Source organism: Streptomyces sp. NPDC006643 (genome assembly GCF_042870175.1).
GTDB lineage: Bacteria > Actinomycetota > Actinomycetes > Streptomycetales > Streptomycetaceae > Streptomyces.
Genome location: NZ_JBIAHA010000007.1, coordinates 56,998 through 74,488, shown reverse-complemented (window position 1 = coordinate 74,488; position 17,491 = coordinate 56,998). Strand labels below are relative to the sequence as shown.

Here is a 17,491-nt window from a genome sequence, read left to right as displayed (position 1 = left end):
GTCACGCGGCCACCGACCACCCGGCTCAGACCGCGATGGCCACCTCGGCCAGACCACCGGTCTGTGCGACGACCGTGCGGTCCGCCGTGCCGCCCGGCACCAGCGCGCGTACGGTCCACGTGCCCTCGGCCGCGTAGAAACGGAACTGTCCGGTCGCCGAGGTCGGGACCTCCGCGGTGAATTCTCCGGTCGAGTCCAGCAGGCGTACGTAACCGGTGACGGGCTCGCCGTCACGGGTCACGGAACCCTGGATGGTGGTCTCACCGGGCTTGATCGTCGAGGCGTCCGGGCCGCCGGCCTTCGCTCCACACATATGGGATCTGTCCTCCGGGTCAGGTCATGCGGATGGTCGTGCGGATCGGACTACTTCGCCGCGCCCAGCTCGATCGGCACGCCGACGAGGGAGCCGTACTCGGTCCACGAACCGTCGTAGTTCTTGACGTTCTCCTGGCCGAGCAGCTCGTGCAGCACGAACCAGGTGAGCGCCGAGCGCTCACCGATGCGGCAGTAGGCGATGGTGTCCTTCGCCAGATCGACCTGCTCCTCCTCGTAGAGGGCCTTCAGCTCGTCGTCCGACTTGAACGTGCCGTCGTCGTTGGCGTTCTTCGACCACGGGATGTTGCGGGCGCTCGGCACGTGGCCGGGGCGCTGCGACTGCTCCTGCGGGAGGTGCGCCGGGGCGAGCAGCTTGCCGCTGAACTCGTCGGGCGACCGCACGTCGACCAGGTTGAGGCTGCCGATCGCGGCGACGACGTCGTCACGGAAGGCGCGGATGGAGGTGTCCTGGGCCTTGGCCTTGTACTGCGTGGCCGCGCGCTCGGGCACCGCTTCGACCAAGTCGCGCGAGTCCAGCTCCCACTTCTTGCGCCCGCCGTCGAGGAGCTTGACGCCCTCGTGGCCGTAGAGCTTGAAGTACCAGTACGCGTACGACGCGAACCAGTTGTTGTTGCCGCCGTAGAGGATCACGAGGTCGTCGTTGCCGATGCCCTTCGCGGACAGGAGCTTCTCGAAGCCCTCCTGGTCGACGAAGTCGCGGCGCACCGGGTCCTGGAGGTCCTGCTTCCAGTCGATGCGCACGGCGTTACGGATGTGGTTCTTCTCGTACGCCGAGGTGTCCTCGTCGACCTCGACGATGACGACCTTCGGGTCGTCGATGTGGGCCTCGACCCAGTCGGCGTCTACGAGGACGTCGCTGCGGCTCATGGTGTTCTCCTCCGGGGCAGTGTGCGGCGGGTGGTGCGGGCGGCGGCGCCTTCCGGGCACGGGGGCGCGGCGGGCTGCGTACGGCACGGGGTGGCCCTGATGCGTTCGAAGGGCCGGGGAGAGGTGGCGGGACGGACGTATCCCGCTCAGGCGGTGCGACAGAGCATGGCGGCGACGCGGCACAGGTCGACTGCCCGCCGCTTCGTGAGGTTCGCCTGTCCCCGCTGTTGGAGACCGCTGATGAAGCACTGCATGCGTCCGATCGTAGGGACGGATACGGTGCGATGTCACCGGTGTGTCGAATGGCGAGACGGGATCGTCCGAAATGTGGGACGCTCCGGCTCTCCCGATGGCCGGGACCCGCCTCCGGCGCCGATCCCGCGCCCGTTCCATCTACGGGATGGACATCCGCGTCTCACGATACGGCGCACCGGCGGGATTCCCCGCTGACGCGCGGACCTGCGGGCTCGCCGGCTCGCGGACCTGTGGACCCGCCGACCCGCGCCCGTGGGCCCGTCGGCCCGCGGGCCCTTCCGCCCGTCAGCTCGTCAGGTCGACGTCCGTGCCGGTGCCCGAGAACCTCAGACCGTCCTCCGTCGCCGTCACCTTGTCGAGCTTGATGGTCGACGGCATCCCGTCGATCGTCAGGTCGTAGTCCACGACCTCTTTCAGCTTGTCCTCGACACCCGGCACCGGCAGTTCGGGCAGGTCCTCGGCGCGCAGCCGGACCTTGTCGCCCTCCTCCAGCGAGACGGTGCTGTACGTCGTGAAGTCGTCCGTCAGCATCCCCTTGAGGGCCTCCGGCACCTCGATGCCCGCGCCCTCCACCAGATCGCCCAGCGGCCCCGACACCTTGACCTGGCCCTTGGCCGCCCGCTCCGCCCCCGCGTAGCCGACCGTCGCGCCCTTCGGCGCGGACTTGGTGAGATCCGCGTACGAGATCAGCGCCGAGCCGTCCGCGCTGCCCGCGATGGCCGACGAGAAGCTGCTGTTCACCTCCACGTCCCGGAGCGTGGCCTTGACCTCGGTGACCTCGACCTCGCGGCCCTCGGTGGTGGCGGTTATCCCGCCGACGCTGATCTCTATCTCGTCCAGCGAGGAGCCGGCGACCTGGGTGAGGAAGGGGAAGCCCTTGATGGAGACGCTGGGCTCGCTGCTGAGCCCCTGGCTGCTCCTGATCTTGCTCGCCGCCTCGCTCTCGGCGAAGTTCACCGCGGCCCGGTCGGCGGCGACGAACAGCCCGCCGAGGATCACGACGACGATCAGCAGAATTCGCAGTGCTCGCATTGCTCGGTGTCCCCCACCCTGGTCGTACCAGCCCCCATGACGACCGTGAGCCTAATGGCAGCGTTGTCGCTCTGGTCCTGCGGATCGAACTCGTGCGGGCCGTCCGGTGCCCCGCACTGGGTCTCGACGTCCGGGGCGCCGGATCGGTTCCCGGGCTTACGCCAGGGCCCGGCCCAGCAGGTAGATCGCGGGCACGGCGACCGTGAGCGGCAACGCGACCCCGGCGGTCATGTGGACGAAGCGCGAGGGGTAGTCGTAACTGGCCACCCGCAGCCCGATCAGCGCGCACACACCGGCCCCGAGGCCCAGCAGCGCGCCCTGGCCGCCGATGTCGGTGAGCCCGCCCGCCACGATCCCGGCGCCCGCGCCGGCCGCGAGAGCGACCACGACGGAGACGGGGCCCGGCAGGGGGAGCGCGCGGGCGACGGTCGCCGCGGCGACGGCGAGCGCGCCGACGATCACGGCGTCCGGCGCGGCGGCGAGGTTGCCGGTGGCGATGATGGCCAGCGCGGCGGAGGCGACGGTGGCCATCAGGCCCTGCATGCGTTCGTCGGCGCCCGCGTAGCTGCGCAGTTGCAGCACGACCGTGAGCAGGACCCACGCGCCGAGCGTGCCGAGGATCGCCGGGAGCGCGTACTCGTCGTCGACGGCGAGCACCGCGACATCGGCGACGAGCGCCCCGGCGAAGGCGAGCGCGATGCCCTGACGGGCGGGCCACATGCCGTTCAGCCGGAACCAGCCGGCGGCGGTGACGGCCTGGAGGATCACGAGCGGGACGAGGAGCGCGTACGGCCCCACGGCCGCGCCGCCCGCGAGCAACAGGCCCAGCACGGCGGTCAGCCCGGCGGGCTGGGCGCCGGGCGGAATGATCGGCGACCGCCCCTCGGCGCGGGCGCGCTGGGCGTCGGTGATGCGGGCGTTGCCCATGGTGGTGGGCGGGCTGTAGCTGTCGGGGGCCGCGGCGGGGGTGGCGGCCGGGGCCTGGGCCGGCGCGGGGGCCGGGGTCTCGGGCGGCAGCGGGTGCGCGCCGGACTGCTGCGGCAGGTAGGCGGTCTCGGCGGCGACCTGGTGCGGGTGCGGCTGAGGTCGGTGCTGGGGCTGGTGCTGCTGAGGTTGGTGCTGGACCTGCGGCTGGTACTGGGTGTCCCAGGTCTGGCCCTGCCAGGTCTGCGCGTCCTGGGTGTTGGCGGGTTCCTGGTACGGCTGCTGCGCGTGCTGCTGCCCGTACTGCTGCGGGTCCCCCTGCTGCCCGTACTGCTGCTGGCCGTACTGCTGTTGCCCGTACTGCTGCTGGGGGTACTGCTGCTGCGGGTGGGGCTCGGAGCCGTAACTCTGTCCGTAGCCCTGCTGGCCCTGCCCGTAGCCCTGCTGACCTTGCCCGTAGCCCTGCTGCGGATCACGCGGACGCTGGTAGTACTGGTCGTCGCTCATGCTCTGCTGTTCACCCTCCTGCGAACGGCGGGAGCACTTCGACCGTGCCGCCCTCGGCAAGCCGTACGGTCTCATGCCCGCGGGTCCCCACGGGGTCACCGTCGACCAGGAACGAACACCTCTGGAGTACGCGGACCAGCTCACCCGGGTGCTTCTGGCGCACGGCGTCGAGCGCCTGAGCCAGATTGTCCGCCGCGTAGGGCTCCTCGGCGAGCCCCGCCGCCGCCTTGGCCGCAGCCCAGTAGCGGATGGTTCCCGCTGCCATGGCGACTCCTTCCGCTAATTTCTCGGCAATATTCCCGTTGAAATCCGGCGCGTTCCGTCGGCCCTCCATGATGGCCGATCCCCAGACCCGCCACGGCATCGGAGCCCTCGGCCGCGGGGTGCGCCGGCGGATGACCCAGTGTCCGCACCCTCTGACACTGAGCACATGTGGGTTATTCTGCTGCGGAAGAGGATCCGGGCAATGTAGCCCCCGGGTCCTTTTGCGCTTTCCGCCCCCAGGGCGCGGGACGGTCAGCGGTGCCGCATACGCCCCCACTCCCTTCCGGGTGTGGGAGGTGCCCCCTTGCAGGGACCGAGGAGGAACCGACGTAATGGGCGACGTAATGGGCGAGCCAACGACGCAGACGCATGAAGATTGTCCGACCCGGGCAGGTGGGCGGCGATGAGTTCTCTGCTGCTGCTCACCAACGCCCTCCAGCCGTCGACGGAGGTGCTGCCCGCTCTCGGACTCCTTCTGCACCACGTGCGGGTGGCTCCGGCCGAGGGTCCGGCTCTCGTGGACACACCGGGTGCCGACGTCATACTGATCGACGGCCGACGCGACCTGCCCCAGGCGCGGTCGCTGTGCCAGCTGCTGCGGTCCACCGGACCCGGCTGCCCGCTGGTCCTGGTGGTGACCGAGGGCGGCCTCGCCGCCGTCACCGCCGACTGGGGCATCGACGACGTCCTGCTCGACAGCGCGGGCCCGGCCGAGGTCGAGGCGCGGCTGCGGCTGGCCACCGGACGCCAGCAGATCTCGACCGACGACTCCCCGATGGAGATCCGCAACGGTGATCTCTCGGTGGACGAGGCGACCTACAGCGCGAAGCTGAAGGGACGGGTCCTGGACCTGACCTTCAAGGAGTTCGAGCTGATCAAGTATCTGGCCCAGCACCCCGGCCGGGTCTTCACGCGGGCGCAGCTGCTCCAGGAGGTGTGGGGTTACGACTACTTCGGCGGTACGCGGACGGTCGACGTGCACGTACGACGGCTGCGCGCGAAGCTCGGTCCGGAGCACGAGTCGCTGATCGGGACGGTCCGCAACGTCGGTTACCGCTTCGTCACTCCGGAGAAGGTCGAGCGCGCGGCGGAGGAGGCGAAGGCGAAAGCCATCGCCGAAGCGGCCGCGAAGGCGCAGGCGTCGAGGCCCGCGGAACGGCCGGATGACGACACCACGCATTCGGCCGACACGTCCGAGGTACGCGAAGGGGCCGTACGGCCTGCCGGGAGGTAGGTCACCCCGCGTAGACTGCCGCGCGTGGCCAAGGTGACGCGGGACGACGTGGCACGACTGGCGGGGACTTCGACCGCGGTCGTCAGTTACGTCATCAACAACGGACCGAGGCCGGTCGCCCCGGCCACGCGCGAGCGTGTACTCGCCGCGATCAAGGAGCTGGGCTACCGGCCCGACCGGGTCGCGCAGGCGATGGCGTCGCGGCGCACCGACCTCATAGGGGTCGTCGTGCCCGACGCGCGCCAGCCGTTCTTCGCGGAGATGGCGCACGCGGTCGAACAGGCCGCCGCCGAGCGCGGAAAGATGGTGCTCGTCGGCAACTCCGACTACCGCAACGAGCGCGAGGTCCACTATCTGCGGGCCTTCCTCGGCATGCGGGTGTCCGGCCTGATCCTGGTCAGCCAGGGTCCGAGCGAACGCGCCGCCGCCGAGATAGAGGCGTGGGACGCCCGTGTCGTACTGCTCCACGAACGCCCCGAGGGCATCGACGACGTCGCGGTCGTCACCGACGACATCGGCGGCGCCCAGCTCGCCACCCGGCATCTGCTGGAGCACGGCTATCCGTACGTGGCGTGCCTGGGCGGCGTCGAGTCGACCCCGGTCGTCGGCGACCCGGTGACCGACCACGTCGAGGGCTGGCGCCGCGCGATGCGGGAGGCCGGTCTGTCGACGGAGGGCCGCCTCTTCAAGGCGCTGTACAACCGCTACGACGCGTACGACGTGGCCCTGAAGCTGCTGGCGGGCCCCGACCGCCCGCCGGCGATCTTCTGCTCCACCGACGACCAGGCGATCGGCGTCCTGCGCGCGGCCCGCGAGCTGCGGATCGACGTGCCCGGCGAGCTGGCGGTGGCGGGCTTCGACAACGTCAAGGAGGCGGCCCTCACGGACCCGCCCCTGACGACGGTCTCCTCGGACCGCCCGGCGATGGCGCGGGCCGCGGTGGATCTGGTGCTGGACGACGGTCTGCGGGTGGCCGGGTCGCGCCGGGAACGGGTGAAGCAGTTCCCGTCGGCCCTGATCGTGCGGCGGTCCTGCGGCTGCGCCTGAGCGGGCGGGACGCCTCGGACCCCACGGGGCTTGGCGGGGTTCACGCCGGGCGCAGCAGTCGGGCGAGCCAGCGGGTGCGGGTGCGGCGGGCCGTCGCCGAGATCCGCGCCTGCGGGTACAGGGCGTCGAATCCGTGGAATCCCCCTGCCCAGACATGGAGTTCGGCCTGGCCGCCGGCTGCCCAGATACGGGAGGCGTAGTCGGTGTCCTCGTCCCGGAACACTTCGGCGGACCCGGTGTCGATGTAGGTGGTCGGCAGGCCCGAAAGATCCTCGGCCAGCGCGGGTGAGACGTACGCGGGCACCTCGTCGCCGGTGAGACCGCCAAGGACGGAGCGCCACCCGAACTCGTTCATCTCGCGCGTCCAGACCCCGGGGTCACCGGAGAACTGGCGGCTGGAGACCGTGCTGTTGCGGTGGTCGAGCATCGGGCAGATCAGCAACTGCCCGGCGATCGCCGGGGTACCCAGGTCGCGGGCGAGCAGAGAGACACCGGCGGCGAGGCCGCCGCCCGCGCTGGCGCCGGCGACGACGATCCGGGCGGGGTCGACGCCCAGTTCGGCGGCGTGCTCGACGACTCCGAGCAGTCCCTGGTAGCAGTCGTCTACGAGGGTGGTGCCGGTGGCCTCCGGGGCGAGCCGGTAGTCCACGGAGACCACGACCGCGCCGAACTCGTCCAGCCACTCCAGCGGGATGTCGATCTGCGAGAACCGGTCGCCCATGACCATGCCACCGCCGTGCATCCAGTAGACGCAAGGGGCCGGGGTGGTGGGGTCGTGGTGGGTGGGGGTGAAGACGGACAGACGGATCACTGTGCCGTCCTCGGCCGGCACGGTGATGTCGCGCAGGCCGGCGTTCCGGTGGGCGAGGAGGGAGTCGACGGGGGGCGAGGGGTACTGGCGCAGTTGCGCGAGTACGTGAGGGTCGAGCCGGGACATCAGCGGCATGTCGGCGAGCAGGGCGCGGAGTTCGGGGTCGAGGGCGGGGCGGGCTGTGGTGGTCATGGCTGTCGGCCTTCCAGCGGACGGGGTTCGGACGGGGCTAGTGGGGTTCGGACGGGGCGGGTCGTGGGAACGTCCGGCCGTCAGAAGGTCAGAGGTCAGAAGGTCAGAAGGCCGCCTTGCCGCGGACCGGTACGTAGTCGGTGTACTCGGACTCCGCTGCCAGCAGTCCGTCGATCTGCGCCACGATGAGCTGGGCGGCCTCACCGGCGAAGACCCGGTGGTGGTCCTCCTCGCTGCTCCAGCCCTCGGTGACGTGGACGACGTCGGGATCCGAGGCGGACCGCGAGACGAGGTAGACGAGACAGTGTTCGCTCGCGCCCGGACTGCCCTCGTCCAGACCGGTGAGCAGCAGCTCGACCAGGCGGTCGCCCATCCCGGTGCGGGCGGTCAGGGTGGCGTTGAATCCGTAGGTGGCGATCATGGGAACCTCTCCTCGGTGGTGGAGTGAACTGATTCCATTGAACCGCTCTGACCTGCGACGATGTTAGAGCTATCCTGCCTTGCGCTTGCACAATCCTCGCATCCTTGAGGATCGCTTCGGGAAATGGTGCTGCAATGGAGACATGTCCCTCGAAGAGTTCCGCAGCCTGCTGACCCGGCACGCCCGCCGCGACTGGACCACCGCCGTCGACGGCGTACTCATCTCGAAGATCGACCGGGCGGATCCGCCCGCGCCCTCCATGTCCGGCACGGTGCTCGCCGTCATCGCCCAGGGGGCGAAACGGCTCGCGCTGGGCGACCGGGTGTACGAGTACGGCCCCGGGCAGTTCCTGGTGGCCTCCGTCGACCTGCCCGTGACCGGTCAGTTCCTGCGGGTCGAGCCCGAGCAGCCGGCCCTCGGCTTCGGGCTCCTGCTGGAACCGTCCGCCGTCGCCGAACTCCTCCTCCAGGCGGGGCCCGGTGACACCCCGCGAACCGGGCCGGGCACACCGTCGGGCATCGCCGTCGGCGACGCCCCGCCCGCGCTGCTCGACGCGGTGGTCCGGCTGCTGCGCCTGCTCGACGAACCCCGCGACCGGGCGGTGCTGGCCCCGCTGGTCAAGCGCGAGATCCTGTGGCGCCTGATCACCGGCGAGCAGGGCGCGGCGGTGCGCCAGCTCGGCCTCGCCGACAGCGGCCTCAGCCATGTCTCCCGGGCCGTGCGCTGGATTCGCGAGCACTACGCCGAGCCCTTCCGGGTCGAGGACGTGGCACGCCTGGCCGGTATGAGCGCCTCCGCGTTCTACCGCAACTTCCAGGCGGTGACGGCGATGAGCCCCATCCAGTTCCAGAAACAGATCCGGCTCCAGGAGGCCCGGCTGCTGCTCGCCACCCACCCCGGGGATGTGACAGGCGTCGGCCTCCGCGTGGGCTACGACAACCCGTCGCAGTTCAGCCGCGAGTACCGCCGCCAGTTCGGCTCACCGCCGAGTCAGGACGCGGCGCGCCTGCGCGGCGCCGTACGCACTCCTGCGGGTGCCGTGACCTGAGCGCGCTCACTGCGAGAGGATCGTGCTAGGGGCGGCGAGGATAGCTCTATCATCACCGCAGCCCAGGGCGTTCCAATGGGATCACCAGCTTCTCCCGAGAAGCAGGAATGTATCTGCCGAGCACAGATCCCAGAGGGGCACACCATGAAGACAGTCCTGATCACCGGCACCTCGTCCGGATACGGCCGGGCGACCGCGCTCCACTTCCACTCGCGGGGATGGAACGTCGTCGCGACGATGCGCAAGCGGCGTCCGGACGTCCTGCCGGAGTCGGACCGGCTGCGCATCGTCGAACTCGACGTCACCGATCCCGAGAGCGTCACCGCGGCGTTCGAGACCGCCGGCCCCGTCGACGCCCTGGTCAACAACGCGGGCATCCCCTCGATCAGCGTGTTCGAAGGGACCCCGATGAGCCGGGTGCGTGAGGTCTTCGACACCAACACGTTCGGCGTCATGGCGACGACACAGGCGGTGCTCCCCCAGTTCCGGGAGCGCGGATCCGGCGTGGTGGTCAATGTGACCTCCAGCGTGGTGCTGGGCCACATGCCGCTCTCGGCGATCTACAAGGCGAGCAAGATGGCAGTCGAGGGATTCACCTCGTCCCTCGCCCTTGAACTGGCGCCCTTCGGCGTCCGGGCGAAGACGGTCGAGCCGGGCGCCTGCCTGACGACGAACTTCGCGGCCAAGGCAACGGCCGGCGGCGCCCTGACCGAACTGGTCCCGCCGCCGTACGCACCGTTCGTGGAACGGACCATGGCCGAGTTCACCGCCCAGGACGTGTTCACCGAGGAGAGCGACGTCGCCGAAACGATCTGGCACGCGGTCCACGACACCACGGGCCAACTCCGCTTCCCGTCCGGCCCGGACGCCCTCCGCCTCGCCGAGGCGAGGTGAGGTGAGGTGAGCCGATCTGAGCTGAGCTGACCGGCGCCGCCTCTCTGACGGGGTCACTGCGGTGTGAACTCGTACCGCAACTCGTAGAGATGGCCCGCCTTGGCCATCACGGTGACCTCGACGGGCCGCTCGTCGGCGCCGTACACCACGCGCAGTGTGCGCAACACGGGCAGAGCGCCGGGCAGTTGCAGTGCTTCGTACTGCTCCTGCGTCGGTATGCGCGCGGAGACATGGTCGACGCTGAGCCGGGGCGCGTGGCCGAGTGCCGTCAGCAGGGTGGGAGTTCCGCCCTTGATCCGGCGCTGTTCCGCCAGCGGGGTGCCCCGCGCGATGTCCGGCGGGTAGTAGGCGTGCACCAACTCCACCGGGTCGCCGTCGAGGGTGATCACCTGGCGTCGGAGAACCGCTGTGCCGTCGGCCGGTAGGCGCAGGGCCGCCGCGACATCCGCCGGCGGCGTCACCTCCGAGACAGCGAGGAGTGTGCTCCGGGCCTCGCCGCCGCGCTTCGCGGTCTCGGCGAGCCAGGGGTAGGGGTCGTCGCCGGTCGCGGCCGTAGCCATAGAGGAGGCGGGGCGTACGGTCAACTGCCGGTGCTCGCGCACGGTCACGGAAGCGCCCGCTCGGCCGACCACCAGACGCTCGCTCTTCAGGAGTTGGAGCGCCTTCTGCACCGTGGCGTTCGAGGCGCCGAATCTCTCCTTGAGCCGCGCGGTGGACGGCAGGCTGGCGCCGGGAGCGAGATCCCCGGTCATGATCTCGTCACGCAGATCGGCGGCGATCCGCTCGTGGAGCGAGCGCCGGTCGTACCCGTTCTCGTCGGTGCGCGGCACGGTTGTCATCCGATCCCGATCTCGTAGCGCAGCCGCTGCCGGTGCGCGGGCATGGTCATCACATCGGCCTGGATGGGCCGGTCGGCGGCGTCGAAGGTGACCCGGACCAGCCGGAGCACCGGCTCACCCGGCTCGGTACGGAGCGCTTCGCGCTCCTCTTCGCCAGGCATGCGGGCGGTTACGTCTTCCTGGACGCGTACGCCGCTGTGTCCCAGTTCGGCCAGGAGGGTCACCGCGCCCCCAGGGATCTTCGCCGGGCCGGCGAGACGTGTGCCGCGCGCGATGGACACGGGGTAGTAGGTGTCCGTCAGCTCGCAGGGCACGTCCTCCAGGACCATCACCCGCCGTCGCACGACGACGGCCTCGCCCGGGGCGATCCCCAGCAGCCCGGCCACCTCACGGGACGCGGCGACCTCACCCGCACTCACGATCCGCTGCCCGCCCCGCCGCCCCCGGGCCGCCAACTCGGCCCCCCACGCGTCAGGTTGGCCGTCGCGGCGCGGCGTCAGATACGGCATCGAGGAGCTGATCCAGGCGTCGGCGCTCATGACGTCCTCCTGTGTCGCTGACGGGGATCCGACCTTGCCGCTTTACACAGTAAGCGACTCAACCGGCCCTCCCCCTGGGCGTAATCTTGCTGCTTTTCGTGAATAGCAGTACGGTTCTGCCGATCGTACATCTCAGCCCAGGCGGAGGTACGTCGCACCTCGGCGCGCACGGACACCGCATCAGAGGGGAGTGATCAATGAGTGAGGTCGTCGCTCGACACTTCGAGCGGTTGTCGCGTCGCCTGATCGGGGAGGTCGACTGATGGGGCATGTCGACGACGGGGCCGTGGTACTCCGGTGGCGGCGGCATCCGAGTGCCGTGGGGTTGGCGCGCCTTGAGTTGCGCAAGGCGCTCACCGGTTGGGGGCTGTCGACGCTGGAGGACTCGGCGGCGCTCGTACTGTCGGAGTTGGTCACGAACGCGGTGCGGCATGCGCGCGTGCCGTCCGGCCGAGAGATCGAGACCCGGTTTCTGCCGATGGGCCGTCCCGCCCCCGACGGCCTGCGGATCGAGGTACACGACGCGTCCGCCCGGCGACCGCGCCGCCGGGCGGCGGAGCTGGACGCGTGCGACGGGCGCGGCCTCCTCATCGTGGACGCGCTGGCCGACGCGTGGGGTGTCTCCGACCGGGTCGGCGTGGGGAAGCTGGTGTGGGCGGTGTGGTGGCCCACCGACGCCGAGCCGAGCTGAGGCACGGTGACTGACGCCCCGCCCCAGTAGTGCCCCGGGGTTCTTTATATGGGGCATACGGGATTTTGCCGTGGTTCTCAGCGGGCACTCAGACAGCTCTCATCTGGCGGGCGGATTGTCGAAGACATGACCGACAACTACCGCCGCAGCGGCGACGAAGACGCGAATCAGCAGCAGGACTCCGGCATCGGTGGCGGGCAGGCGTACCCGCCGCCGCCTTCGTACGACCCGCAGGCCGCGGGGCAGCACGCGCAGCCGGGGCACCCCGCGTGGGGGTGGGGTGCCGGCGCTCCCGCGCAGAGTGGGGCGCATGCGCGGCGGGCCAGGCGGCCCGTCGCGTTGCTCGCCGCCGCCGCGTTCGTCGCGGCCGTCGTCGGGGGCGGGACCGCCGCGCTGACCGCGACGCTGACCGACAACGGCTCCAGTACTACCGCGGGCACCGTCGCCACCGGGACCACCGTCTCGCAGAGCAGCAAGGGCACCGTCGCGGGTGTAGCGGCGGCCGTCTCCCCCGCCATCGTGGAGATCCAGGCGGCGTCCAACTCCGGGCAGTCCACCGGCTCCGGTGTGGTCATCACGAGCGACGGCGAGATCATCACCAACAACCACGTCATCGCGGGCGCGCAGACGGTGAAGGTGCAGCTCAGCACCGGTAAGACGTACACCGCCGACGTCGTGGGCACCAGCCCCGACAAGGACCTCGCCCTCATCAGGCTCCAGGGCGCGAGCGGCCTCAAGACGGCCGCCCTCGGCAACTCCGACAGCGTGAAGGTCGGCGACGAGGTCGTGGCCATCGGCTCCCCCGAGGGGCTGACCGGCACCGTGACCAGCGGTATCGTCTCCGCGCTCGACCGGGATGTCACCGTGTCGAAGGAGCAGGACCAGGGTCAGCGGCAACAGCAGCAGGGCGGCGGGGGCGGCGGCCAGTGGCCGTTCGAGTTCGGGGGTCAGCAGTTCAACGGCGACACGGGCTCGTCCACGACCACGTACAAGGCGATCCAGACCGACGCCTCGCTCAACCCGGGCAATTCCGGCGGCGCGCTGATCAACATGAACGGCGAGATCATCGGCATCAACTCGGCCATGTTCTCGGCGAGCGGCTCCAGCGGCGACAGTTCGTCGGCCGGGAGCGTCGGTCTCGGCTTCTCCATTCCGGTCAACACCGTCAAGGCCGACCTGAGCGCGCTGCGGGCCGGGAACAGCGACTAGGGCCCGTCCGACGTGCGAGGCTGAAGTGCCAGAGACAGAAGCCGTGCAGAGGAAGAGCGACGACATGAGCCCCGCCGAAGGCGATCCGCAGCGCGTCCTGATCGTCGACGACGAACCGGCCGTCCGTGAGGCGCTGCAACGCAGCCTCGCCTTCGACGGATACGGGACCGAGGTCGCCGTCGACGGTGTCGACGCGCTCACCAAGGCCGCCGCCTACCAGCCGGACCTGATCGTGCTCGACATCCAGATGCCGCGCATGGACGGGCTGACGGCGGCCCGCCGGCTGCGCGCCACCGGCTCCACCGTGCCGATCCTGATGCTCACGGCCCGCGACACGGTCGGCGACCGGGTCACCGGGCTCGACGCGGGCGCCGACGACTATCTGGTGAAGCCGTTCGAGCTGGACGAGCTGTTCGCCCGGATCCGCGCGCTGCTGCGGCGCAGCTCGTACGCGGGCACGGCGGGCGGCGAGCTGCCGCAGGACGACGTCCTCGCCTTCGCCGATCTGCGGATGGACCTCGCGACGCGCGAGGTCACGCGCGGCACGCGCCGGGTCGAGCTGACCCGTACCGAATTCACCCTCCTTGAGATGTTCCTCGCCCACCCGCGCCAGGTGCTGACGCGTGAGCAGATCCTGAAGGCCGTCTGGGGCTTCGACTTCGAGCCCAGCTCCAACTCGCTGGACGTGTACGTGATGTATCTGCGGCGCAAGACGGAGAGCGGCGGCGAGCCGCGCCTCGTACACACGGTGCGCGGGGTGGGTTACGCGCTGCGCGCCGAAGGCTCCGGCTCCCCCGCCGCCGGACACCCCGGCGGACACCCCGGCGGACACGGCGGCGGACAACACGGCGGCGCCGAGTGACCTCGCTCGCCCGGCGCCTGCGTACGCTGCCGCTCCGCTCCCGCCTCGCGATGCTCGTCGCCACCGCCGTCGCCGTGGCCGTCGCGGCGGCGGCCGTCGCGTGCTGGCTGCTGACCCGCGCCCAGCTGGAGTCGGAGCTGGACAACTCGCTCCGCAACACCACGGCGCCCCCGAACGTCGTGCAGAACATGGCCAACCGGTGCGGTACGGGCGCGACTCCCCCGGACACGATCACGCCGGGGTTCGCCTACATCCAGATCGTCGGCGGCGAAGGCAACCGGTGCGTGGAAGCCTCCTCGAAGCCGGTGAAGGTCCAGCCCTCCGACATCGCCGTCGCGCGCGGGTCGGAGCCCAGCTCCCTGCACAGCTCCACCACCGACGACGGCGCCCCGGTGCGTGTCCACACCACGCCCGGTCGCATCGCGCTGACCGGCGAGCCGATCGCCGTCTCCATCTCCCGCCCCCTCGGCGAGATCGACGCCTCCCTGAACCGGCTCGCCCTGCTGCTCACCGCCGTCGCCGGCGCCGGTGTCATCGGCGCGGGCGCCGCCGGTCTCTGGGTCGCCAGGACCGGTCTGCGGCCGGTCGACGGGCTGACCCGTGCGGTCGAGCACGTCGCGCGGACCGAGGACCTGAGCCTGCGCATCCCGGCCGAGGGCGAGGACGAGATCGCCCGCCTCTCCCGCTCCTTCAACTCCATGACGGCCGCGCTCGCCTCCTCGCGCGACCGCCAGGCGCAGCTCATCGCCGACGCGGGGCACGAGTTGCGTACGCCGCTGACCTCCCTGCGTACGAATGTCGAACTGCTCGCCCGCAGCGACGAGACCGGCCGCGCGATCCCCCCGGAGGACCGTACGGCGCTGATGGCATCGGTGAAGGCGCAGATGACGGAGCTGGCCGCGCTGATCGGCGACCTCCAGGAGCTGTCCCGCCCCGACGCCCCCGACCCGCGCCCGCTCCAGGTCGTCGCCCTGCACACGATCGTGGAGAGCGCCCTGGAGCGCGCCCGTCTGCGCGGACCGGATCTGACGATAGAGGTGGCGCTGCGCCCCTGGTACGTACGGGCCGAACCCTCCGCGCTGGAAAGGGCGTTGGTCAACGTCCTCGACAACGCGGTCAAGTTCAGCCCGCCGGGCGCGGCCATCGAGGTCGCGCTCAGCGCCCAGGGCGAGTTGACGGTACGGGACCACGGCCCCGGCATCCCGCCCGACGAACTCCCGCACGTCTTCGAACGCTTCTGGCGCTCCCCGTCGGCTCGCGCGCTGCCGGGCTCGGGCCTCGGCCTGTCGATCGTCGCGCGCACGGTGCAGCAGACGGGCGGCGAGATCGCCCTGCGCCGCGCGGCGGGCGGCGGCACGGTGGCCGCGATCCGCATCCCGGGAGCCTCCACCCCGCCACCGGACCTGAACGCGCAGTAGGTCGGATCCGGAAAGTCCCACACACACGACCCCGGTCTCGGTACGGCGCGGAACGGTAACTCCCTTGCCGCTCAAGGCGACACGGTCCATCGTCGTCACGGGAGGCACGCGTGAGCCTTGGTGCGGAGTACCGGCGGATCTGGGCCGGGAGCGGTGCCTCGAACCTCGGCGACGGCATCACCTTCGTCGCGCTGCCGCTCCTCGCGGCGCGGCTGACCGACTCTCCGGCGGCGATCGCCGGTCTGCCCCTCGCGTACTCCGTCCCGAGAATCCTCGCCGTCCTCGGTCTCGGCGTCCTCATCGACCGCCGGGACCGGCGCGTGCTGCTGTACGCGTCCAACTTCTCCCGTGCCGTGCTCTTCGGCGTCCTCACGGTCCTGGTGGCCACGGACACGGTCACACTCGCCGCGCTCTACGGCGTCTTCGTGATCATGGGTGTCATCGAGACCCTGTCGGACAACACGGTCTTCGCCGTGCTCCCGCAGGCCGTTCCGGACGGTGCCGGTGGGCTGGACCGCGCCAACTCGCGGCTCACCGGTACGCAACTCGTCGTCGACGAGTTCGTCGGACCGCCGCTCGGCGGGGTGCTGTTCGGCGTGGCCGCCTTCTGGGCGCCGGGGGTCAGCGCCCTCGCCTTTCTGGCGGCGGGCGTCGGCTTCTTCCTTCTCAAGGGTGACTACCGGGCCACGAAAACCGGCGTCCCCACCGGCGCCGCCCCCACGGGCGTCCGGGCGGAGATCCGGCAGGGCATGTCGTGGACCTGGCACCACAAGGTCGTACGGACGACGGTACTCATCGGCACGCTCGCCAGTGTCGGCTACATGATCCCCTTCTCGTACCTCGTGCTGTACGCGAAGGACGTGCTGGGCCTGGACCCCGTCGCGTACGGTCTGCTGCTGTCGGCGTCCGCCCTCGGCGGTCTCGTCGGGGCCGCGTGCGCGCGACCGCTCCGGCGGCGGCTCGGGTACGGCGGGGCGATCGCGGTGGCGCTCGGCGTCGGGGCCGCCTCGTTCGCCGTGGTCCCGATGACCGGGAACGTCGTCGTGGTCGCCGTCGCCCTCGCCGCGTACATCGGGCATGCCGCCCTGTGGAACGTCCTCGCCGCCTCCGTACGGCAGAAGGCCACCCCCGATCCGCTGAGGGGACGCGTGATCTCCGTGACCCGGCTGATGTCCTTCGCCGGGCTGGCCCTCGGGGCGTTGCTGGGCGGCCTGCTCGCCGACGCGCTCGGTCTGCGGACGCCGTTCCTCGTGGCCGGCGCCCTCTTCGCCGCCGCCACGGTGGTCGCCCTGCTGGCCCTCCCCCACTTCCGAGCCTGGGAGAACAGCCGGAACTGACGGAGCCTGCGGGGCTGTTCAGCGCGCGCGGGACTGCTATTCCGCGCCCGTACCCGTACCCGTACCCGCACCCGCACTCGCACCCGCGCCGTAACGCAGCCCGTCCACCAGCAGAGCCACCATGCGCTGCGTGTGGTCGTCGTTCTCGTCACCCGCCGGCAGCGCCAGGTTGCCGACCGCGCGCAGCAGGTCCATCGGATCGGCGTCGGAGCGGATCTCGCCGGCCCGCGCCGCCGTGCCGAGCAGTCCGCCGAGCACCGGCACGAAACGGTCCTGGAAGTACGAGGGCAGGCTGCCGTACGCCGGGTCCCCCGAGTGCAGCGCGGCGCTGAGGCCGCGCTTGGTGGCGATGAAGCCCGCGAAGCGCCGGAGCCAGCGGGCCAGTGCCTCGGCCGGGCCGTACTCCGCCGCGAGGGCGGGCGCCGCGTCGGCGCAGGCGTCGACCTCGTGGCGGAAGACCGCCGCGATGAGGTCGGAGCGCTGCGGGAAGTGCCGGTAGAGGGTGCCGGCGCCGACGCCCGCCTTGGCGGTGATCTGCCGTACGGGGGCGTCCACGCCGGATGCGGAGAACACCTCGGCGGCGGCGGTGAGCAGGGCGTCGATGCTGCGCCGCGCGTCGGCGCGTACAGCCTGCCGGGGCGGCCGGGGCTGCCCCACACTCGTCGGGACGTCGTTCACGGCCACCCCTTCCTTGCTAAGCGGAACAATGTTCCGTATCGTCGATCTCAACGGAACACCGTTCCGCTTACTTCAGCGTATCGCGC

General features: G+C 71.1%; 20 protein-coding genes. 9 read left to right on the top strand and 11 right to left on the bottom strand.

The window, feature by feature from the left end; translation table 11 throughout:
* Positions 1-25: 25 nt before the first annotated feature.
* From ACFYNU_RS11645 to ACFYNU_RS11620, 6 genes are all read right to left on the bottom strand, one after another.
* Complete coding sequence (locus ACFYNU_RS11645) at positions 26-313, bottom strand: DUF1416 domain-containing protein (RefSeq protein WP_018101653.1); 288 nt, start codon at positions 311-313, stop codon at positions 26-28.
* A gap of 50 nt (positions 314-363) precedes the next feature.
* A complete protein-coding gene (locus ACFYNU_RS11640) occupies positions 364-1,203 on the bottom strand; it encodes a sulfurtransferase (protein ID WP_356587369.1) in 840 nt (279 codons plus the stop codon).
* Between the two features lie 146 nt (positions 1,204-1,349).
* On the bottom strand, positions 1,350-1,457 hold the full coding sequence (locus tag ACFYNU_RS11635) for a putative leader peptide (protein WP_023540667.1): 108 nt from the start codon (positions 1,455-1,457) through the stop codon (positions 1,350-1,352).
* A gap of 286 nt (positions 1,458-1,743) precedes the next feature.
* Positions 1,744-2,490 (bottom strand): DUF2993 domain-containing protein, encoded by a 747-nt coding sequence (locus ACFYNU_RS11630; protein ID WP_356587371.1) that lies wholly within the window; start codon positions 2,488-2,490, stop codon positions 1,744-1,746.
* A 156-nt stretch (positions 2,491-2,646) separates the two neighbouring features.
* A complete protein-coding gene (locus ACFYNU_RS11625) occupies positions 2,647-3,921 on the bottom strand; it encodes a hypothetical protein (RefSeq protein ID WP_356587373.1) in 1,275 nt (424 codons plus the stop codon).
* Positions 3,922-3,931: 10 nt separating this feature from the next.
* Positions 3,932-4,186 (bottom strand): MoaD/ThiS family protein, encoded by a 255-nt coding sequence (locus ACFYNU_RS11620; protein ID WP_356587375.1) that lies wholly within the window; start codon positions 4,184-4,186, stop codon positions 3,932-3,934.
* Between the two features lie 402 nt (positions 4,187-4,588).
* Here ACFYNU_RS11620 and ACFYNU_RS11615 point away from each other — a divergent pair, with 402 nt between their 5' ends.
* Together ACFYNU_RS11615 and ACFYNU_RS11610 are read left to right on the top strand one after the other, a co-directional pair.
* Positions 4,589-5,419 (top strand): response regulator transcription factor, encoded by an 831-nt coding sequence (locus ACFYNU_RS11615; protein WP_356587377.1) that lies wholly within the window; start codon positions 4,589-4,591, stop codon positions 5,417-5,419.
* 24 nt (positions 5,420-5,443) lie between these two features.
* Positions 5,444-6,466: a LacI family DNA-binding transcriptional regulator gene (locus ACFYNU_RS11610; protein ID WP_356587379.1), complete on the top strand. Its 1,023-nt coding sequence runs from the start codon at positions 5,444-5,446 to the stop codon at positions 6,464-6,466.
* A gap of 40 nt (positions 6,467-6,506) precedes the next feature.
* On the opposite strand, the gene ACFYNU_RS11605 is transcribed toward ACFYNU_RS11610, so the two are convergent.
* Positions 6,507-7,469, bottom strand: coding sequence for an alpha/beta hydrolase (locus ACFYNU_RS11605; protein WP_356587381.1), 963 nt, complete (start codon positions 7,467-7,469; stop codon positions 6,507-6,509).
* 103 nt (positions 7,470-7,572) lie between these two features.
* On the bottom strand, positions 7,573-7,890 hold the full coding sequence (locus ACFYNU_RS11600; RefSeq protein ID WP_356587383.1) for an antibiotic biosynthesis monooxygenase: 318 nt from the start codon (positions 7,888-7,890) through the stop codon (positions 7,573-7,575).
* A gap of 142 nt (positions 7,891-8,032) precedes the next feature.
* On the opposite strand from ACFYNU_RS11600, the gene ACFYNU_RS11595 reads away from it, so the two are divergent.
* Positions 8,033-8,938 (top strand): AraC family transcriptional regulator, encoded by a 906-nt coding sequence (locus ACFYNU_RS11595; RefSeq protein WP_356587385.1) that lies wholly within the window; start codon positions 8,033-8,035, stop codon positions 8,936-8,938.
* A 144-nt stretch (positions 8,939-9,082) separates the two neighbouring features.
* On the top strand, positions 9,083-9,832 hold the full coding sequence (locus ACFYNU_RS11590; RefSeq protein ID WP_356587387.1) for an SDR family oxidoreductase: 750 nt from the start codon (positions 9,083-9,085) through the stop codon (positions 9,830-9,832).
* Positions 9,833-9,885: 53 nt separating this feature from the next.
* Here the strand turns inward: ACFYNU_RS11590 and ACFYNU_RS11585 are convergent, their stop codons facing one another.
* A complete protein-coding gene (locus tag ACFYNU_RS11585; protein WP_356587389.1) occupies positions 9,886-10,671 on the bottom strand; it encodes a GntR family transcriptional regulator in 786 nt (261 codons plus the stop codon).
* Positions 10,668-11,210 (bottom strand): UTRA domain-containing protein, encoded by a 543-nt coding sequence (locus ACFYNU_RS11580; protein WP_356587391.1) that lies wholly within the window; start codon positions 11,208-11,210, stop codon positions 10,668-10,670. The genes ACFYNU_RS11585 and ACFYNU_RS11580 overlap by 4 nt, the downstream gene beginning before the upstream one ends.
* 262 nt (positions 11,211-11,472) lie before the next feature.
* On the opposite strand from ACFYNU_RS11580, the gene ACFYNU_RS11575 reads away from it, so the two are divergent.
* From ACFYNU_RS11575 to ACFYNU_RS11555, 5 genes are all read left to right on the top strand, one after another.
* Positions 11,473-11,901 (top strand): ATP-binding protein, encoded by a 429-nt coding sequence (locus ACFYNU_RS11575; protein WP_356587393.1) that lies wholly within the window; start codon positions 11,473-11,475, stop codon positions 11,899-11,901.
* 126 nt (positions 11,902-12,027) lie between these two features.
* On the top strand, positions 12,028-13,110 hold the full coding sequence (locus ACFYNU_RS11570; RefSeq protein WP_356587395.1) for a trypsin-like peptidase domain-containing protein: 1,083 nt from the start codon (positions 12,028-12,030) through the stop codon (positions 13,108-13,110).
* 64 nt (positions 13,111-13,174) lie between these two features.
* The gene (locus ACFYNU_RS11565) at positions 13,175-13,972 is read left to right on the top strand and encodes a response regulator transcription factor (RefSeq protein WP_356587397.1); all 798 of its coding nucleotides are present in this window, start codon (positions 13,175-13,177) and stop codon (positions 13,970-13,972) included.
* Positions 13,969-15,390 carry a HAMP domain-containing sensor histidine kinase gene (locus ACFYNU_RS11560; RefSeq protein WP_356587399.1) on the top strand — a complete coding sequence of 474 codons (1,422 nt, stop codon included), beginning with the start codon at positions 13,969-13,971 and terminating at the stop codon, positions 15,388-15,390. Before ACFYNU_RS11565 ends, ACFYNU_RS11560 begins: the two co-directional genes overlap by 4 nt.
* A gap of 110 nt (positions 15,391-15,500) precedes the next feature.
* On the top strand, positions 15,501-16,727 hold the full coding sequence (locus ACFYNU_RS11555) for an MFS transporter (protein ID WP_356587401.1): 1,227 nt from the start codon (positions 15,501-15,503) through the stop codon (positions 16,725-16,727).
* 36 nt (positions 16,728-16,763) lie between these two features.
* On the opposite strand, the gene ACFYNU_RS11550 is transcribed toward ACFYNU_RS11555, so the two are convergent.
* Positions 16,764-17,411 (bottom strand): helix-turn-helix domain-containing protein, encoded by a 648-nt coding sequence (locus tag ACFYNU_RS11550; RefSeq protein ID WP_356587403.1) that lies wholly within the window; start codon positions 17,409-17,411, stop codon positions 16,764-16,766.
* Between the last annotated feature and the right edge of the window lie 80 nt (positions 17,412-17,491).

Bases quoted from the DNA above. Each gene is read 5' to 3' on its own strand.
- ACFYNU_RS11585 (WP_356587389.1), bottom strand. From the start codon at position 10,671: ATGACAACCGTGCCGCGCACCGACGAGAACGGGTACGACCGGCGCTCG.
- ACFYNU_RS11635 (WP_023540667.1), bottom strand. From the start codon at position 1,457: ATGCAGTGCTTCATCAGCGGTCTCCAACAGCGGGGACAGGCGAACCTC.
- ACFYNU_RS11595 (WP_356587385.1), top strand. From the start codon at position 8,033: ATGTCCCTCGAAGAGTTCCGCAGCCTGCTGACCCGGCACGCCCGCCGC.
- ACFYNU_RS11625 (WP_356587373.1), bottom strand. From the start codon at position 3,921: ATGAGCGACGACCAGTACTACCAGCGTCCGCGTGATCCGCAGCAGGGC.
- ACFYNU_RS11620 (WP_356587375.1), bottom strand. From the start codon at position 4,186: ATGGCAGCGGGAACCATCCGCTACTGGGCTGCGGCCAAGGCGGCGGCG.
- ACFYNU_RS11565 (WP_356587397.1), top strand. From the start codon at position 13,175: ATGAGCCCCGCCGAAGGCGATCCGCAGCGCGTCCTGATCGTCGACGAC.
- ACFYNU_RS11600 (WP_356587383.1), bottom strand. From the start codon at position 7,890: ATGATCGCCACCTACGGATTCAACGCCACCCTGACCGCCCGCACCGGG.
- ACFYNU_RS11630 (WP_356587371.1), bottom strand. From the start codon at position 2,490: ATGCGAGCACTGCGAATTCTGCTGATCGTCGTCGTGATCCTCGGCGGG.
- ACFYNU_RS11645 (WP_018101653.1), bottom strand. From the start codon at position 313: ATGTGTGGAGCGAAGGCCGGCGGCCCGGACGCCTCGACGATCAAGCCC.
- ACFYNU_RS11640 (WP_356587369.1), bottom strand. From the start codon at position 1,203: ATGAGCCGCAGCGACGTCCTCGTAGACGCCGACTGGGTCGAGGCCCAC.
- ACFYNU_RS11615 (WP_356587377.1), top strand. From the start codon at position 4,589: ATGAGTTCTCTGCTGCTGCTCACCAACGCCCTCCAGCCGTCGACGGAG.
- ACFYNU_RS11570 (WP_356587395.1), top strand. From the start codon at position 12,028: ATGACCGACAACTACCGCCGCAGCGGCGACGAAGACGCGAATCAGCAG.
- ACFYNU_RS11605 (WP_356587381.1), bottom strand. From the start codon at position 7,469: ATGACCACCACAGCCCGCCCCGCCCTCGACCCCGAACTCCGCGCCCTG.
- ACFYNU_RS11590 (WP_356587387.1), top strand. From the start codon at position 9,083: ATGAAGACAGTCCTGATCACCGGCACCTCGTCCGGATACGGCCGGGCG.
- ACFYNU_RS11580 (WP_356587391.1), bottom strand. From the start codon at position 11,210: ATGAGCGCCGACGCCTGGATCAGCTCCTCGATGCCGTATCTGACGCCG.
- ACFYNU_RS11575 (WP_356587393.1), top strand. From the start codon at position 11,473: ATGGGGCATGTCGACGACGGGGCCGTGGTACTCCGGTGGCGGCGGCAT.